15 protein-coding genes are annotated in these 15162 nt (G+C 53.5%); 11 read left to right on the top strand and 4 right to left on the bottom strand.

Annotated elements, in window-relative coordinates:
• Nucleotides 1–597 (bottom strand): polysaccharide biosynthesis/export family protein, encoded by a 597-nt coding sequence (locus ACR0IV_RS12660; protein WP_480658927.1) that lies wholly within the window; start codon nucleotides 595–597, stop codon nucleotides 1–3.
• Nucleotides 598–1455: 858 nt separating this feature from the next.
• Between ACR0IV_RS12660 and ACR0IV_RS12655 the strand changes: the two genes are divergently transcribed.
• The 11 genes from ACR0IV_RS12655 to ACR0IV_RS12605 all read left to right on the top strand — a co-directional run bounded on the left by ACR0IV_RS12655 (nucleotide 1456) and on the right by ACR0IV_RS12605 (nucleotide 12384).
• Nucleotides 1456–1746, top strand: coding sequence for a hypothetical protein (locus tag ACR0IV_RS12655; RefSeq protein ID WP_480658928.1), 291 nt, complete (start codon nucleotides 1456–1458; stop codon nucleotides 1744–1746).
• Nucleotides 1746–2552, top strand: a complete 807-nt coding sequence (locus tag ACR0IV_RS12650) for a WecB/TagA/CpsF family glycosyltransferase (RefSeq protein WP_480658930.1) — start codon at nucleotides 1746–1748, stop codon at nucleotides 2550–2552. The genes ACR0IV_RS12655 and ACR0IV_RS12650 overlap by 1 nt, the downstream gene beginning before the upstream one ends.
• A gap of 2 nt (nucleotides 2553–2554) precedes the next feature.
• Nucleotides 2555–3439 (top strand): glycosyltransferase family 2 protein, encoded by an 885-nt coding sequence (locus tag ACR0IV_RS12645; RefSeq protein ID WP_480658931.1) that lies wholly within the window; start codon nucleotides 2555–2557, stop codon nucleotides 3437–3439.
• Nucleotides 3436–4452 (top strand): UDP-glucose 4-epimerase GalE, encoded by a 1017-nt coding sequence (galE, locus tag ACR0IV_RS12640; RefSeq protein ID WP_480658932.1) that lies wholly within the window; start codon nucleotides 3436–3438, stop codon nucleotides 4450–4452. Before ACR0IV_RS12645 ends, galE begins: the two co-directional genes overlap by 4 nt.
• The gene (locus ACR0IV_RS12635; protein ID WP_480658934.1) at nucleotides 4453–5916 is read left to right on the top strand and encodes a UbiA family prenyltransferase; all 1464 of its coding nucleotides are present in this window, start codon (nucleotides 4453–4455) and stop codon (nucleotides 5914–5916) included.
• The gene (locus ACR0IV_RS12630; protein WP_480658936.1) at nucleotides 5913–6338 is read left to right on the top strand and encodes a GtrA family protein; all 426 of its coding nucleotides are present in this window, start codon (nucleotides 5913–5915) and stop codon (nucleotides 6336–6338) included. Before ACR0IV_RS12635 ends, ACR0IV_RS12630 begins: the two co-directional genes overlap by 4 nt.
• Nucleotides 6335–7660 carry an FAD-binding oxidoreductase gene (locus ACR0IV_RS12625; protein WP_480658938.1) on the top strand — a complete coding sequence of 442 codons (1326 nt, stop codon included), beginning with the start codon at nucleotides 6335–6337 and terminating at the stop codon, nucleotides 7658–7660. The genes ACR0IV_RS12630 and ACR0IV_RS12625 overlap by 4 nt, the downstream gene beginning before the upstream one ends.
• Nucleotides 7657–8394, top strand: coding sequence for an SDR family oxidoreductase (locus tag ACR0IV_RS12620; protein ID WP_480658940.1), 738 nt, complete (start codon nucleotides 7657–7659; stop codon nucleotides 8392–8394). Before ACR0IV_RS12625 ends, ACR0IV_RS12620 begins: the two co-directional genes overlap by 4 nt.
• Before the next feature lie 65 nt (nucleotides 8395–8459).
• Nucleotides 8460–9935: a hypothetical protein gene (locus ACR0IV_RS12615; protein ID WP_480658941.1), complete on the top strand. Its 1476-nt coding sequence runs from the start codon at nucleotides 8460–8462 to the stop codon at nucleotides 9933–9935.
• A 403-nt stretch (nucleotides 9936–10338) separates the two neighbouring features.
• A complete protein-coding gene (locus ACR0IV_RS12610; RefSeq protein ID WP_480658943.1) occupies nucleotides 10339–11031 on the top strand; it encodes a sugar transferase in 693 nt (230 codons plus the stop codon).
• 390 nt (nucleotides 11032–11421) lie between these two features.
• Nucleotides 11422–12384, top strand: a complete 963-nt coding sequence (locus ACR0IV_RS12605) for a hypothetical protein (RefSeq protein ID WP_480658944.1) — start codon at nucleotides 11422–11424, stop codon at nucleotides 12382–12384.
• A 12-nt stretch (nucleotides 12385–12396) separates the two neighbouring features.
• On the opposite strand, the gene rfbA is transcribed toward ACR0IV_RS12605, so the two are convergent.
• The 3 genes from rfbA to rfbB are packed head-to-tail and all read right to left on the bottom strand — an operon-like array spanning nucleotide 12397 to nucleotide 15160.
• Nucleotides 12397–13272 carry a glucose-1-phosphate thymidylyltransferase RfbA gene (gene rfbA, locus ACR0IV_RS12600; RefSeq protein WP_480658945.1) on the bottom strand — a complete coding sequence of 292 codons (876 nt, stop codon included), beginning with the start codon at nucleotides 13270–13272 and terminating at the stop codon, nucleotides 12397–12399.
• 5 nt (nucleotides 13273–13277) lie between these two features.
• On the bottom strand, nucleotides 13278–14120 hold the full coding sequence (gene rfbD, locus ACR0IV_RS12595) for a dTDP-4-dehydrorhamnose reductase (RefSeq protein WP_480658947.1): 843 nt from the start codon (nucleotides 14118–14120) through the stop codon (nucleotides 13278–13280).
• Complete coding sequence (rfbB, locus tag ACR0IV_RS12590; protein WP_480658948.1) at nucleotides 14117–15160, bottom strand: dTDP-glucose 4,6-dehydratase; 1044 nt, start codon at nucleotides 15158–15160, stop codon at nucleotides 14117–14119. The genes rfbD and rfbB overlap by 4 nt, the downstream gene beginning before the upstream one ends.
• Nucleotides 15161–15162: the final 2 nt, after the last annotated feature.

Here is a 15162-nt window from a genome sequence, read left to right as displayed (position 1 = left end):
TTATTCAAACAAGCGTCGTTGCGGTACGACGACCACATCACCATCCACCAGACGTGTCGACGCGCCCTGTCCGGTACCGTCCAAGATGGCATCGTAGTTAAACCGGAAAACTCGTTCATTGCCTGCTTTATCGGTACGCCGCAACATGACGCGCTTGGTCGCTGCAAAGCGTGAAAACCCACCCATTTCAGCAAAAAACTGCAACAGTGTCGTACCGGGTGGCACTTCGTAGCGCCCAGGCGAACCTGCTTCGCCCACCGCGTAAACCAGAATCGGATCGGGATCTTCGGCTTCGCCGATGGTAGCGATCGACACCGTCACAGTGGGCCGCGATGCAAAATTTGGCTCAAGCTGGGTGGCCAGAGAATCTTCGACCTGACCAACGCTTCGTCCGGCAACTGCAAGCTGACCGGCAAGGGGCAAATTTATCCGACCATCCGGAAGAACAAGCACTTCATCGTTCAGGCTTGTGTCTTCCAACACGTTAATACTGAGGACATCTCCGGGCTGAATACGATAGCTGCTTTGCGCGAGTGCAGGTACGGCAACCAATGCACCAGCAATAAGTGAAAAAAGCAGCGTAAATACGGGCCTCATAAGCCAAGTTCTCCCTAATACTATTCCTGCGCACACGTTCCCACGACGCCATGTGTCTGACGAGTTGGACGGACCTTACCCCTGTGGCAATGCCACATTGCACGTGATTCGATTCAAACGCTACAATTCGATTAAGAAAATGGTCACTTTCTCCTGCCATCACCTCCAAAAAAGCAACACTTGACCGAGGGCAAGCCACGATGTTCTGCTTGAGGCATAATTTTGCCTCTTTTCCTGTGTTGAGTGTCAGAAATCGCCACGCGACTGACTCGCTATATCCGAAAAGAGGTTGACGCTTCGATGAGTGCAGGACTGATATTCTCTGGAATTCTGCTCGGTGCATTGGCCGGATTTGTCGGACTTATTAGCGGTATGCCTATTTGGACCGCCTTTTTGATCTATAGCGGATTTGGGGCCCTTTGCGTTTTGACCGGCGCGATGATTTTGGCCGTCAGAAGTGGTGGCAAAGCCACACCCCAAAGAGCGCTACCGATCGCTCAGCCGGATCGCTGACTTATCAGTGCTTGGCTCTGGTCACCATGAAGGCGAGTCAACTTCGATCAGCTGACTGATATGACAGGCCGTCGAAGTATACATGATCAGGAAACAATAGCGCCTACATAGTGAGATTGAGTAGATTTAACGCATTCATCACACCAACATCCTTGAAGAGGTTCCCAGGAAATTGTTTAACGTCTAGGCATGTGTTTAATGAAGGTTTGATTTGAGATTTAAACGCTAAGAAGCTTCAACAATCTCGGCATCTGTTCTACCGGTGTATAATTTCGTCATATTTTGGTCGTTTGGCACCGGTTTAGTAGCTCGTATTTTGTTATCGATTAAAAAGGCCATGTATACATGGACAGAAAGTTGGAAAATAACGGCATTGGCCCATTGAGACCGAAGATGCCTCGACTCACTTCGATCAACATTGCTCTTTGCGCTAAAGAAACCGAACTCGATACTCGGCTTTTGACGTTCGCTGCTCAATCTGAGATGGCTGCAGCCGAGCTGAAAATGAACACCTTTCGCGGCAAGGTGATCAGAGAAACCCACTATGACGAGCGATTTTGGCGACATCGCTCCTGCAACCTCATTGAAATTGAGGTCAGCCCAATGATGACTCATAATGTAACTGGGGCCACGTAATGGCAGACGGAACTTCAATAGCTTCAGCCAAAAACTCAGCGGATAACGCTTATCCGCGAATAGAATTGCTGAATGTCTATGTCCACGACATCACGATGAATGAACTGCTTCGGGACGTCACGAAAGGCGCCATCCTCACGCTGCATGTCGATATGATGATGAAACTGCAAAAAGATCGAGAATTTCGCGATATTTTCGATCAGTTCGACATAATCACTTGCGACAGTCAGATCTTATATTTTGCAGCAAAGATCTTGGGCACTCCGGTGCGCGAAAGAGTTTCAGGCTCTGATTTCTTTCCCAAATTCTATATGCTCCATAAGGACAACCCGGATGTCACGGTATTTTTGTGCGGCGGCAAACCGGGGATTGCTGATCTTGCTGCCGAAAAGATTAATGCAAAAGCTGGTCGTTCTATTGTAGTAGGCACAGATGCCCCGCCGTTTGATTACGAGAACAAACCGGATGAGATCGAACGTACGCTCGATCGGATCAACGCCTCTGGGGCAACTGTCCTACTGGTAGGGCTTGGCGGCGGGCGACAAGAGAAGTTCATCATGAATTATCGCGACCGATTGCCCAACGTGCAAATCTTCCTGCCGCTTGGTGGAACCATCGACTACGAAGCCGGGACACTGCCGCGCCCCTCTGCCTGGGTCACCGATTGGGGTTTGGAATGGCTTTATCGTGTAATCAAAGAACCACGCAGTCGTTGGCGGCGCTATTTTGTTCAAGATCCCCCGGTACTCTGGGCACTGCTCAAACAAAAACTCGGGGTCTATCGTGATCCTTTTGGCGACAAGTAGCGATGCCTTCCGAGCAAATCATATTGTCCGGCGAGGATTGGAGCACGACTGACCCAGACGCCATCCTGAGCGTCAATATCGCTGCCCATAATGAAGAGGGGTATATCGGCGACTGCCTGAACGCTCTGTTGCAACAGGACCAAACCGCTGGGCGTGTCGAGGTCATAGTCGCCGCAAACGCCTGCACTGACCGGACTGTCGAGATTGTCTCGAACTATGGAGCACGTTTCGAAGATCGCAACTGGCGGCTGGTGCTGCTCAAAATCGACGAGCCGGGCAAGCCCAACGCATTCAATCAGGGTGACATGGTCAAGACAGGTTGCTCGACAATCTATTTGGATGCCGATGTGCGCTGCGATCCGGAGTTATTGGGACAGTTGCGCGCGGTTCTGGATCAGCCGCGACCGCTCTACGCGACGGGCACTTTGCAGGTAGTCCCGCCGACAACATGGGTCACGCGTCGATATTCAGATTTCTGGGTTCGTCTGCCATTCGTGCGCGGGGGGGCCGTTGGGGCCGGCGTCTTCTCGGTAAACGCGGAAGGCAGGAAATGTTGGGGGCAATTCCCTGACATAATTTCGGATGATACGTTTGTACGGCTGAGCTTTTCACCCGACCAACGGGTCGAAGTGCCTGCCAAATATCACTGGCCCATGGTCGAAGGCTTTCGCAACCTTATCCGTGTCCGACGCCGACAGGATGCAGGTGTGGAAGAAATCCGCCGCGTATACCCCGAACTCATGCGCAATGACACCAAACAACCACTGACCATAGCGGAACTTCTGCGTTTGATATTCGAAGCGCCTATTAGCTTTATGGTCTATTCGACGTTACAAATCTTTGTTCGCATGGGACCCAGCACTATGGAATGGACCCGTGGACGATGACTGAAGCCAATAAAAAACGTGTTCTGTTGACTGGTGGTGCAGGCTTCATCGGGTCGCACACTTATGTGGCCCTAAACGAGGCTGGCTATGACGTCTGGATTCTGGACAACTTCGCAAATGCGCGCAGGGACGTACCCGACAGGCTGGCGAAGATCACCGAAAACCCCACGCGCGTTTTTGATTGTGATATTCGAAACGCCGCCGAGGTAACGCAGGTATTTGCAGCCGGTAGGTTCGATGCGGTCGTACATTTCGCCGCTCTCAAAAGCGTACCTGAGAGTCAAAGCAACCCGATGGGCTATTTTGAGACGAATTGCATCGGTCTCTACAACATTGCGTCTGCAATGAAGGCGCATAACGTTAAGCACATAGTGTTCTCATCCAGCGCAGCGATTTACGGCAACCCGGAAACGATGCCCATCGCCGAGGAAACTCCAGCCTCACCTCAGAGCGTCTATGCGCAGACAAAATGTGTGGGTGAGGAGTTTCTAACAAGCCTTGCCAATGCATCGCCCGAACTGCGGATTGGCATCCTGCGCTATTTCAACCCAGTAGGTGCACATCCATCGGGCTTGATCGGCGAAGACCCAAGCCAGCCGCCAACCAACCTGGTGCCGGTCATCGCGCAGGTCGCGCTAGGACAGATGATCGAGCTCAAGATCTTTGGCGGCGATTACCCGACCCCTGACGGCACAGGAATCCGCGATTACATACACGTCCTCGATCTGGCGCGGGGTCATGTTCTGTCGCTTGACGCATTGTTCGGTGAAACTGGCAATCACTGTGTCAATCTGGGGACAGGTATGGGTTACAGTGTGTTGGATGTCGTCAAGACCTATGAACAGGTGTCTGGCCGCCCTATTGCTTATCAAATCACGGAACGTCGCGATGGTGATCCTGCGATCTCCTGCGCCGCAATCGAACGAGCCAAGGCAATCCTTGGCTTCGAAGCACAGCTTGGTCTTGAAGATATGTGCGCCGGCAATTGGCGCTTTTTGACGGAGGCGGATTAGATGACAAGTCAGACGGCTCTCTCGAACAGCGAAAGGACCGAAGCCGCCGATCCGATTCTGGTTGTCGATCTGGATGGAACCCTGATCGCATCAGATATGCTGCACGAAACTTTCTGGTCTGCACTCTCGCAGGACTGGAGCACATTGTTCGCAGCGCCCCTTGCATTGATCAAAGGCCGGGCCGCATTGAAAGCGGCTCTGCAAGACAAAGGTCAGGTTCAGGTCGATGCTTTGCCTTACAATCAAGAAGTCATAGACTATATCAAATCCTGGCGCGACGCGGGAAAGAAGGTTGCACTGGTGACCGCCTCGGACCAGCGCATCGCAGACCAGATTGCGACCCATATCGGCCTATTCGATGACGTTTACGGCTCGGACGGGGAAGTAAACTTGAAGGGCAGCAACAAAGCCAGCTTTCTCGAACAAAAATATGGGGCGAACGGCTTTGCCTATATGGGCGACAGCAGCGCCGATCTGGCGGTCTGGGAAAAGGCCGATCTGGCGGTCACGGTAAACGCCTCGGATGCGGTACGTGGCAAAGTGGCTCGTCTGGGCTGCACCGTTGAACATCTGACGACCGGTACCGTTTCACGCAAAGCCTATCTCAAAGCGCTACGCCCACATCAATGGCTCAAGAATATCTTGGTGTTTCTGCCGATGATCGCCGCGCATAATTTTGCGCCCGAGATAATCGGCGACAGCCTGCTCGCCTTTATGTCCTTTTGTCTGATCGCTTCGAGCGTCTATGTCGTGAATGATCTACTGGACCTCAAGGCCGATCGCGCGCATCCCCGAAAGCGCAATCGCCCCTTTGCGTCGGGTGCAATCCCGGTTTCGCATGGGCTTTGGATGGCTTGCGGCTTGTTGTTTGGTGGTTTTTTTCTGGCCGCCTTGACCAATCTGGCGTTCTTCGGAGTGATGCTGATCTATTTCGGGATCACCACCGCATATTCCATCACGCTGAAACGCAAACTTATTGTTGATGTTTGCACGCTTGCCGGTCTCTATACCGTACGGATCATCGCGGGCGGGGTTGCTACTGGGATCGTATTGTCGGTGTGGCTGCTCGCATTTTCGATCTTTCTCTTCTTCTCTCTTGCGGCCGTCAAACGACAGGCAGAACTGGTGGATAGCGCGAAAAGAGGCAAGTTGGGGGCCTCAGGTCGCGGCTACCACGTGGATGACCTGCCCGTGATGACACAGATGGCAGTCGCGGCCGGATATCTTTCGGTTCTGGTTCTTGCGCTATATCTAAATTCACCCAGCGTTGTCGCGCTGTATGCTTGGCCTGTTGTATTGTGGGGCATCTGCCCAATCCTGCTTTATTGGATCAGCCGCGTTATCATGATTACCCACCGAGGGCACATGCATGACGACCCCATCGTCTTTGCAGCCCGGGATAGAACCAGCCAGGTCTGCTTTCTGCTGGTTGCCGCGCTGGCGTTAGGAGGCACCGTGTTGTGAGTTTGCGAACGCTCATTCTACGTTATACCTTCTTTGCCGTCCTCGCGACGCTCGCCAACCTTGGAGCACAACGGGTCGCTTTCGCCACTATCGGCGATAACGCGTTGATCCCCGCGATTCTGGTTGGAACCGCAGTAGGGCTGGTGCTGAAGTACATTCTGGACAAGCGTTGGATCTTCTACGACTTTGGTGCAGGCGTGTCCGACCACAGCAAGAAGTTTTCGGCCTATACCGCGATGGGGATTGTCACCACCGCAATCTTCTGGGGTATGGAAACGGCATTCTGGTTGATCTGGCAAACCGACCTCATGAGAGAACTTGGGGCCGTTCTGGGGTTGGCGATTGGGTACGTTGTGAAATTCAATCTGGATCGTCGGTTTGTCTTCACCGATTCTTCGCTTTCGATCGGAGCTTCCAGATGAAGCTTTCTGGATGGGGAAACTACCCGGTGGTCGACTGCGATATCAGTAAACCCCGCAACGAAGACGAGGTGCGACAGGCCGTGATGGCATCAAACGCCATCGCCAGAGGAAACGGACGCGCATATGGCGATAGCGCGCTAAGCCGCACCAATACGATCGAAATGCGCAAGCTCAATCACATGCTGTCATTCGATCCCAAGAGCGGCCAGTTGATTGCCGAAGCTGGTGTCTTGCTGTCCGATATCATCGCAGCTTTCTTGCCCCGCGGTTGGTTTCCGGCGGTGACACCGGGCACCCGTTTCGTAAGTTTGGGCGGGATGGTGGCTGCCGATGTGCACGGTAAGAACCACCATATCGATGGATCATTCGGGAACTGTATTGACTGGCTCGACGTGATGATCGCCGATGGCACGGTGACGCGATGTTCCCGCAACGAAAATTCCGAGCTATTCGAGTGGACGATTGGCGGGATGGGCCTGACAGGCGTGATCCTACGCGTGGCATTGCGGCTGCGACCCGTGGAGACCGGCTGGATCCGGCAAACCACCCACGTCGCGCAGAACCTCGATGCGGCGATTGATTTTTTTGAGGGATCTCTCGATGCCACCTATTCGGTCGCATGGATCGATTGCCTAAGCACTGGCGACGCTTTGGGGCGGTCACTGGTCATGCTGGGGGAACATGCAACGCGGGATGAATTACCCGACAAGCACAGCACGAACCCCTTCCCTTCCGTTGCCGCACAAAAACTGGGGGTTCCCTTCAACTTCCCGGGCTTTTGTTTGAACAAGTATTCTGTCCGGGCGTTTAACGCGCTTTACTACTGGAACGGGCAACGTGGCAACGCGACCAGCTATGTGAACTGGAACAGCTACTTTTACCCGCTGGACTCGATCATGGATTGGAACCGGATATATGGACGCAAAGGCTTTGCCCAATTCCAGTGCGTTCTACCGCTGGACACCGCACGATCCGGCCTGAATGACATGTTGGAAGAAATCTCCGCCTCGGGGCGCGGATCATTTCTGGCAGTGCTGAAACGCTTTGGCAAACAGGAAAGCCGGTTTTCATTCCCGATGGAAGGGTACACGCTTGCGCTGGACTTCCCTATATCCGACAGCTCGATTTCACTGATCCAGAAGCTGGGCCAGATGACTGCGGATAAGGGGGGGCGGATCTATCTCGCCAAAGACAGCATAATGACTTCCCAGTCTCTCCGCTCAACCGACGGGGCGCGTGTCAGTGAATTTGAAATAACAAGACAAAGCAGCGGGGCGGCAGAACGCTTTGCCTCGGTACAATCAGAAAGGCTGAAACTATGAGCAATGGTCCGGTCCTAATCCTTGGTGCGCGCTCCGATATCGCCCTTGCAACTGCCCACAGCTACGCGGCGCTTGGACATCCCATTCAGCTGGCCGCCCGTAATTCAGAATCCCTGATCACCTCCAAAGAAGACCTTGAGATCAGGTATCAAGTTCAAGTCACTCTGCACGACTTCGATGTGCTTAACCTCGAGCATCACGCTGCGTTCGTCGAAGGCTTGCCTGCCCTGCCGGAAATCGCTGTTTGTGCCATTGGCGTATTGGGCAAGCAGGAAGAGGATGAGCAAGACATCCTGGCTGCGGCAGACGTCATGCGAGCCAATTACGAAGGCCCCGTCAGCATCTTGGCATCGCTTGCCAACAGGTTCGAGCCGCGCGGATCAGGTATTATTGTAGGCATAAGCTCGGTCGCCGGGCTACGCGGGCGGGCGACGAACTATATCTACGGCTCGGCAAAGGCCGGATTTACTGCCTATCTGTCTGGGCTGCGCAATCGCCTTGCCAAGAAAGGCGTGCATGTCGTCACCGTTCTGCCCGGATTTGTTGATACCAAGATGACCGAGGATATGGATCTGCCGGAGAAACTGACAGCGAAACCATCCGAGGTAAGCTCGGCCATTGTCCGCGCGACCGCAAAGCGCAAGAACGTGATTTATGTGAAACCCATTTGGGCGCTGGTCATGACCGTGATACGTTGCATTCCCGAACCATTGTTCAAGAAGATGCGCATCTAATCCGGCACCTCTTTAGCCGCCCACCAGCCCTAGCAGCGTACCAGCTCGCGAAAGACAGAACTCCGATGCCAAATCTATTCGCACATCTCGTTCTGTATTCTTTCCCAGTTGTGGCTTTGATCTTGTTCCTGAATTTGGAACGAAACAAAGCCATCATCCTGACCATTATTGCCGGTTACCTACTCCTGCCAAACGAGGTTGAGTTGGACCTGCCGCTCTTACCGGTGATCGACAAATCGCTTCTGCCTGCGTTGACCGCTCTTGTCTTGTCTGTATCTCTGAAAGGTCGGCGAACAAATTCCACCCATGAGATAACCACAGTTGACGGCAAATCTGTTACACATTCGATATCCAAGTTTGGCACGAACACTATACTAGTCCTGATAGTCGTTATGTGTGCAGCCGTGTTTGGCACCATTCTGACCAATCAAGCACCTGTACAAATCGGAATAGTATTCCTACCGGCATTACGCATCTATGATGCGTTTTCGATCATCCTTGGTTCACTGATGATGATTATACCTTATGTATTAGGTTGGAAATATCTTAGAACAGCAGCAGATCATCGATTACTGCTTGGTCTGCTGGCACTTGCCGGGTTGCTCTACTCACTGCCTTCTCTTTTTGAAGTCCGCATGAGCCCGCAGTTGAATGTATGGATCTACGGCTTCTTCCCACATGCCTTTGACCAGCACATTAGAGCTGGAGGATTTCGGCCACTCGTCTTTTTGACCCATGGACTATTGTTGGGAATATATTTCTCTGTGGCCACCATTGCCTGTGCGGCAATGTTGAGGCGTTCAAAACTTGCTGCGTCCAACTCGCTCATCTGGTCTCTAGCATTGGTCTGGATGCTGATCGTCTTGGTTCTCGTGAAAGCTCTGGGCGCGTTGATGATTACACTGGTGTTGCTACCGTTTGTTCTTTTGGCAAGCAGCGGCACCATGATGCGGGTGGCAACCACAATCGGAGTCATTGTGTTGGTCTTCCCCATGCTGCGCAGTCTGGGTTGGATACCGATCGAGAACATTTCAGAGCTCGCGAATAACATCGACCCTGAACGTGCCGCCTCCTTCAATTTTCGGATCGCAAACGAAGACGTTCTTCTGGAGCGCGCACAAGAAAAACCGTTTCTCGGATGGGGCGGCTATGGCCGAAATGAGCTATTTGACCCCGAGACAGGTCGGAACATCGTCATAATTGACGGTGTATGGGTAGCATTCATCGGGCATTTTGGCTGGTTCGGGTACATAACGCGCTTCGGACTGTTAACTTTCCCTTTGTTCTTCTGGATGTCAAAAGAACTTCCAAGGCCGATGCCTTATGCCACCGCGGGTTTGAGCCTCGCGTTGGCTGCAAACCTCATTGATCTTATCCCGAACTCGGGCCTTACGCCCATCACATGGCTGATAGCCGGTTCTTTGACCGGATACGTTACCTGCAGGCAGTTTCGGACTGAGCAGATTGCTGACACAGCAGAAATCACCTCAAAGCACTCCGCGTCGCAATATCCGCTCAACATCCGCAAAAAGCGCATCTGAAATAAGAAAGATCCAAGAACTTTGACATGGGATACCACTCAGCCGAATCTTTGTGCTCATCAGCTTTATGGCGATTTCAGGCCCTCCAAGAGGAATAACGCACGAGTTTCCCGCATGCTTGGATCAACCATAACACGAGGCAAGCCAGCTATCTGGAAACAATGCGGCAGTTCGGACAAAACTTACCACCTATGAAGACAAGAATTCACCTTTTTTGTGGCAATGCACATTTGTAGAGTTCGTTAAGATAGTGTAAACATGAATCGTGAGCAGTCATGCTGGCTTGATCCGGATACGAATGCTCATACATATGTAAGTGTTGCTGGGTCACGTTGTTTTGAATGGCTTGGTGTGTGTCAGGTAGGTGAGGCCATATTTCGGCTTTGGTTTGAAAGTTAAAAAAATGACTATTCAGGATACGAGTGTTCCCGGCAAGCGTGGTCACCGGAAAGTTGTTCGACAGTCGGGTCGGAATTCGACCAACCCCACGCGAATTTACAAAAACCTGTTCAAGCGCGTCCTTGATGTGGCAATCGTGCTGCTCGCGATGCCGATTGTGCTGCCCATCGTTCTGGTGCTTGCAGCAATCGTCGCGACGGATGGCGCCAACCCGTTCTATGGGCAACGCCGTGTTGGCAAGGATGGGCGTATCTTCACCATGTGGAAGCTGCGCAGCATGGTCCCGAACGCACATGATCTTCTGGAAGATTACCTGGCCAAGAACACCTTGGCGCGGCTGGAATGGGAACAGACTCAGAAGCTCAAGGATGATCCTCGGATCACGTCGTTTGGTCATATTCTGCGCAAGACATCCCTCGATGAGCTGCCGCAATTGTGGAACGTGCTCATCGGTGAGATGAGCTTAGTGGGTCCGCGCCCGATGATGCCGGAGCAGCGTGCTCTGTATCCGGGCAAAGCCTATTTCTCGCTACGCCCGGGTTTGACCGGCTCGTGGCAGGTATCCGAACGCAATGCGAGCACCTTCGCCAGCCGTGCCGACTTCGACACGTCGTATGCCGAAGACCTGACCCTAAAAACCGACATTGGTATTCTCTACGCAACCGTTGGTGTTGTCGTACGGGCAACGGGCTACTGACACGCCCCCCAAGAACCAGTGATCAAGTATTCCGTCGGGCTACCTGGTGACGGAATACTTTTTCGGATTTGATCACAGAAATCGGTGGGTCATGATCAAGAACCCGAACGATTGCAAGCAAAGTGCTCATATCATTGAGCGTCATCAAGCTCACACCTTCGCGTTTCAGGATGAGGTCATTGGCAAATGCCCCGACTTTGCCAACAAATAACGCCCCTCTGGCGACATTCGCACCTTGCGCACCCGGGGATGCTTCAACTTAATTACATCACATTTATTACCGCGCCCATGTCAAAAATAGTTTTGTCAGGATCAGCGAGCAAACCTATATCTGAAAAGTAATACAGGTTCGATGCTTCCGAATTATGAACCTCTGAATCAGGGTATGTGATGTTTAAGAGTTTCAAACGGTTTATGTCCCCCGGCCTTCTGTTAACGCTTGCCGCCTGCGGCAGCCTTGGCAAATGCGGCAGCCCCAAACCCATCGAGAAATCGGAATTCAACGAACTCTACCAAACCCCCGTTCAGGTTTCGCCCGGGCCTCAGGTGGTATTCCACATCGGTCACAGCCTCGTTGCTCGCGACATGCCGTTCATGCTCGAACAGCTTGCTGATAAAGGTCACAGCTATAACAGTCAGTTGGGCTGGGGCACAGCGCTCAAGGCGCACTGGGAACCTGATGAGGTGATCAACGGGTTCGATGTCGAAAACGACCATCCTCGGTACCGCGATGCGCATGAGGCCGTCGCGACAGGTGATTATGACGCGCTGGTTTTGACCGAGATGGTCGAAATTCGCGATGCAATCAAATACATGGACAGCGGCGATTATCTGCATCGCTGGGCACAGGCCGGTTGGAAAGCCAATCCCGACACGCGCGTTTATCTTTACGAGACTTGGCATCCGTTGGACGATCAGGAAGGTTGGCTCGAACGATTGGATCTGGATCTTGACCGCTATTGGGAGACGGAAATCCTACAGCGTGCAATGGCCTATGACGACATGCCCAACCCGATCTATGTGATCCCGGCCGGTCAGGTCTTTGCCCGTTTCGTACGTGAGGTTGAAAACCGTGGCGGGGTCGGCCCGATCCAGCGCCGCGAGGACCTTTTTGCCAAAAACGATGACGGTACGCAGGATAGCATCCACTACAACGATCTTGGGGCTTATCTGGTGGCATTAACCCACTACGCGGTGCTCTACCAGAAATCACCGGTAGGACTGCCGCATCAGTTGAAACGGGCCGACGGGACCGACGCGGATGACCCCGGGCCCGAAGCCGCGCGCCTGATGCAGGAAATCGTCTGGGATGTGGTCACCAACTATGCGCCAACCGGCGTTCCACAAGGATAAGGCTGGGCAGGCTCAACCCGCGATCAGATTGGCAAGGTACTGACCGTAACCATTTTTCGCGAGCGCTTCGGCCCGTTCAGCCAAATGTTCGCGCGTAATCCAGCCTTTTTGATAGCTAATCTCCTCGGGGCATCCGGTCTGCAACCCCTGTCGTTCCTGCAGCGTGCGGACGAAATTTCCTGCGTCCAGCAGGCTGCCATGTGTTCCAGTATCAAGCCAGGCATATCCACGACCCATGCGGATGAGTTCGAGTTGATCCTCAACCAGGTATTGTTCCAGAAGGCTGGTGATCTCCAATTCACCCCGACCAGACGGCACCACCTTCCGTGCACGTTCGGGCGCGGATCCATCCAAGAAGTAAAGCCCCGTCACGGCATAATTCGATGGCGGAGACTCAGGCTTTTCGATGATCGCACGCACGCGGTCCTGATCATCGAAATCGACCACACCATAACGCTGCGGATCATTCACGTGATACCCGAACACCGTTGCGCCGGACGCAGACTGATCGGCCTTCAGCAACAACTCGGGCAAACCGTGACCAAAGAAGATGTTATCACCCAGCACCATTGCACTTGGGGCACCGCTCAAGAACGTATCTGCCAAAATATAGGCTTGTGCCAACCCATCCGGGCTGGGCTGCACAATATAGCTGAGCGATATGCCCCATTGGCTGCCGTCGCCCAGTGCGCGCTGAAACTGCTCTTGATCCTGAGGCGTCGTGATGATGCAGATCTCACGGATATCCGCCAACATCAAAACGCTGAGCGGATAATAGACCATCGGTTTATCATATATTGGCAAAAGCTGCTTCGACACACCTTCAGTGATTGGATAAAGGCGCGTGCCCGATCCTCCGGCCAAAATGATCCCTTTGCGTTCCGTCACTGGTACTATCCCTTCAGGTCACTCAAAATATCGGCCAGCCCGTATCGCCAATCTGGAGGGCTGATGGAAAAAACCCGCTCAGTATCCGCACAGTCCAATCGCGAATTCAAGGGGCGGCGCGCCGGTGTGGGGTAATCAGCGCTAGGGATATCAATCACATCACAATCGAGTTGCGCCTGATCAAAAATCTCGCGCGCAAAATCAGCCCAGCTGACTGAGGGATATCCTGCGTAGTGATAAAGGCCACGTTTTTGAGGATCTGCACGCATTTGACATGCGATCTGGTGGCAAGCCTGTGCCAGATCCTGTGCCGGAGTTGGACCACCGATCTGATCTGCAACCACCGCCAAGTGGTCGCGCGCCTCTCCCAAGCGCAGCATGGTCTTGACGAAGTTGTTCCCATGCGATGACACCACCCAGGACGTACGTAAAACTGTGGCCTGAGCGTTTGTTGCAGCGACCGCCCGCTCACCGGCCAGCTTAGATCGCCCATAGGCCGCAAGAGGATTGACTGGATCAGCCGGGTTCCAGGGTTTTTGCCCGCTGCCGTCAAAAACATAGTCCGTCGAGATCGTGACAAAAGGAATGCCCAGCACAGCGCATGCACCTGCCATCGCCCCTGGCGCGGCGGCGTTGATTGTGGTGGCAAGCTCCTCTTCCTCTTCTGCCCGGTCCACGGCCGTATATGCGGCCGCGTTGATCACCGCGGTGGGTTTTCTATCTGCGATAATTCCAGAACATGCATCGGGATTCGTCAGGTCGGCATTAGACCGCGACACACATTCGACCTCTGACAACGTCGCCAGTTCGCATGCCAGCTGACCAGAGCTGCCAAAGACCAAAATCACGTCGCGACCCCCAACCTGCCGCTGACATTGTGCCGGTCCAGTAGCGCCTGCCACCATTCTTCGTTGGCAAGATACCACTCGACCGTTCGGCGCAGCCCTTCTTCAAGCGTTACGGACGGGCTCCAGCCCAGTTCATCGCAGATCCGAGACGCATCGATTGCATAACGCGCATCATGACCGGGCCGGTCAGGCACAAACGTAATCTGCTCAGCATAGCTGCCTTGCGGTTTGGGACGCAACTCATCCAGGATGGCGCACAGGCCACGCACCAGCTCAAGATTAGAGCGTTCGTTATTGCCGCCAATATTGTAGGATCGACCGTTCTGCCCCCTGTCGGCCACCAGCAGCAACGCATCCGCGTGATCTTCGACATAGAGCCAGTCACGCACATTCGAGCCAGTGCCATAGATTGGTAGCGCTTTACCCGCCAAGGCGTTCAGGATCACCACCGGGATCAGCTTCTCAGGAAAATGATAAGGCCCGTAATTGTTGCTGCAATTCGTCAGCACGATGGGCAAACCATATGTCTCATGCCAGGCACGTACCAGATGGTCCGACGCCGCTTTGGAGGCAGAATAGGGACTGCGGGGATCATAAGGGGTATCTTCCGTGAACAGCCCTTGCGGACCAAGACTGCCAAACACCTCATCCGTCGAGATATGATGGAACCGGAACCCTTCAGGTTTGCCACGGGCGATCCAGTATTTCCGAGCAGCTTCCAACAATGTGTAAGTGCCAGAGATATTGGAATCGATGAAAGTTCCGGGGCCATCGATGGATCGGTCCACATGGCTTTCCGCCGCGAGATGCATGATTACGTCGGGCTGGTGCGTTTCAAACGCTTTATCCATGGCACTGCGATCCCGGATATCGGCGTGAATGAAACTGTACCTCGGGTCATCGGCAACGCTGGCCACATTCTCAAGACATGCCGCGTAGGTCAGAGCGTCTATGTTCACCACCTCGTGCCCACGCGCTATGGCCAACCGCACCACTGCAGACCCGATGAATCCGGCCCCACCGGTAACCAACAACTTCATAA

It is taken from the genome of Ruegeria sp. C2 (genome assembly GCF_056537765.1).
The sequence above is the reverse complement of the archived record's forward strand: the minus strand, read 5'-3'. Positions and strand labels throughout refer to the sequence as shown.